The sequence below is a fragment of the Nostoc sp. FACHB-888 genome, from assembly GCF_014696655.1.
In the GTDB taxonomy this organism is placed as follows: Bacteria; Cyanobacteriota; Cyanobacteriia; order Cyanobacteriales; family Nostocaceae; genus Nostoc.
This window is the reverse complement of record NZ_JACJQM010000401.1, coordinates 1-1928: the sequence shown is the minus strand read 5'-3', so window position 1 is coordinate 1928 and position 1928 is coordinate 1. Positions and strand designations below refer to the sequence as shown.

Sequence of the window (1928 nt, the reverse complement as noted above, 5' to 3'; positions counted from 1 at the left end):
ATCGTTAAAGATGCTTGCAAAAAGTGGTCAGAACAGAATCAGCGTTTAAAGCGTTTGAAAGCTGTTGTAAATCAAATTTAGTTTAAGTGTTGAAGCACCAAAAAACAATCATTAGCTTTCGCTCTCAAAAGGGTCATAAGCTGAATGGCACGCTTGTAAAGCTGAAATCTGGTCAGGGCAGGGTGTAGGGGGTAGGGTGTAGTTTTAAGACAATTAAATTTTAGTTGCGTCAAGGAGTTCAACATCTTCTTAATTCCCTACACCCTCTCATTCAGCTATATCATGGCTTTGCGCTTAACAAGCGTGCCATTCGGTCATAAGCTAATTGGCATTTAAGTTGCATAAAAGTAGGGCTGTACTGCGGGAGCAGAACTTGTAGGGTAGCCCTTACTACAAGCGAATCATTCTGGAAAAATGAATGACGATTAGTTTATAGCAGCTTAAAATATTCCTTTAGATAGGGAACAGAATGATTTTAAGGGGCTGTTTCTCTCTAATATTTTTATTTTCTAAAACAATTATCGAATTTGCCTAACTTCAGGTATATCAATAAAAATTGATTTCATCTATAGTTATTCATGTGTTCTCAAAGTAGTGGTTCGGCCTACAGTATACATTCGCCAGGATGACTGTAAGTGGGGGATAAGTGCGAAAAGTCCCAGCTAGCTAGCTGCCTCGGCGGGTTTTGCGCTTGGGCTTGATTGGCATCAGACTGCCGGATAGAGGGGTTGTGAAGTTTTCAAATCTCTCGTATTTTTTTCAAAAATCAAATACTAGTCCTATATCTTGTCTATACCTTCAAGGAGAAATAGTAATGCATACGAGCGCTCGCATCCCAACCACTGATATGGAAGTTACCAGCATCCGCCTAGAGCGAGAACTCAAAGATAAGCTCAAAGAAGTAGCTGGTTATCAGGGATATCAAGCTTTAATTCGAGATGTCCTTTGGAATTATGTTCAGCAAAAATCAGGTTCATGGAAGCCTCGATTTTCCCGAACCGACATTCGAGCCAGCATCGCTGCCACCGCTCAACAAGAAGAACGCTGTGTACTCACAGGTCAACTAATTCAATCCCAAGAACCGATGTTGCTAGGACTGGCTAGGAATGGTGATATAGTTCCTTTAAGCGTCGAGAGTTTGGCTGGATAATCTAATATTCACGCAATGCAGTTCAGTTATTAGTTCTTGGTAACTTTTGGTGATGATGAAAGGTTACGCGCTTTAAGGCAGAAGGCTCAGTTGGCAGAAGGGTTATAAAGATTTTGTCTGTCGTCGTGCAATTAGTGAGAAAGGTTCAAATTCCTTAAAATTGCACGGCCTCTGTGTTCGTGTAGCGTCTGTCTGCGACACGCTGCGCGAACGTAGAGAAGGTTGGTAGCTTGCAAAAGAGACTTAGCGGGAAAAGTCAGAACTGTGATACGCACAATGGTCGAGTCAATCATTGCATATTCTTTGTGTACTACATAGTTATATTCATTAACGAGACAGTATATCTTCATACAAAATTTGTCCTCATTGAACGAATTCGTTATTTATACTGAAGTATATTTTTATAGTTAAACTTATATTTCTACTTGTACGAGTAATCGGCAGCAAAAAAGAGCAATTTATCCGTATTTATGGCTATAAGCTTTAGTTATCAAGGCTGAAGGCGGATAGGATAGGCGATTTATTACTGTGTATTGCTTCAATATACTTTTTGAGATAAGTAACTGATTTAACTCATTAAGTATGCATTTCCTAAATCTTAACGTTCGGGTTTGACATAATCGGTAATTTTTTAAGAAATTGCCGAACCTTACCCTGCGTGTAAACCCAGGATAAAAGTCCAGCAAAAAAATAAACTGCTTCCATGTTAAACCTAAATAAATCTGCCAACAACCAGCGTAAGCGCTACCGATCTCTAATAGCAGCAGGATTATTATGT

Annotated in this window: 1 protein-coding gene; it reads left to right on the top strand. The window is 39.5% G+C overall.

Annotated features, from left to right (window positions below; translation table 11 throughout):
- Positions 1 to 814 precede the first annotated feature (814 nt).
- The gene (locus H6G26_RS41375; RefSeq protein ID WP_190737902.1) at positions 815 to 1150 is read left to right on the top strand and encodes a hypothetical protein; all 336 of its coding nucleotides are present in this window, start codon (positions 815 to 817) and stop codon (positions 1148 to 1150) included.
- Positions 1151 to 1928: the final 778 nt, after the last annotated feature.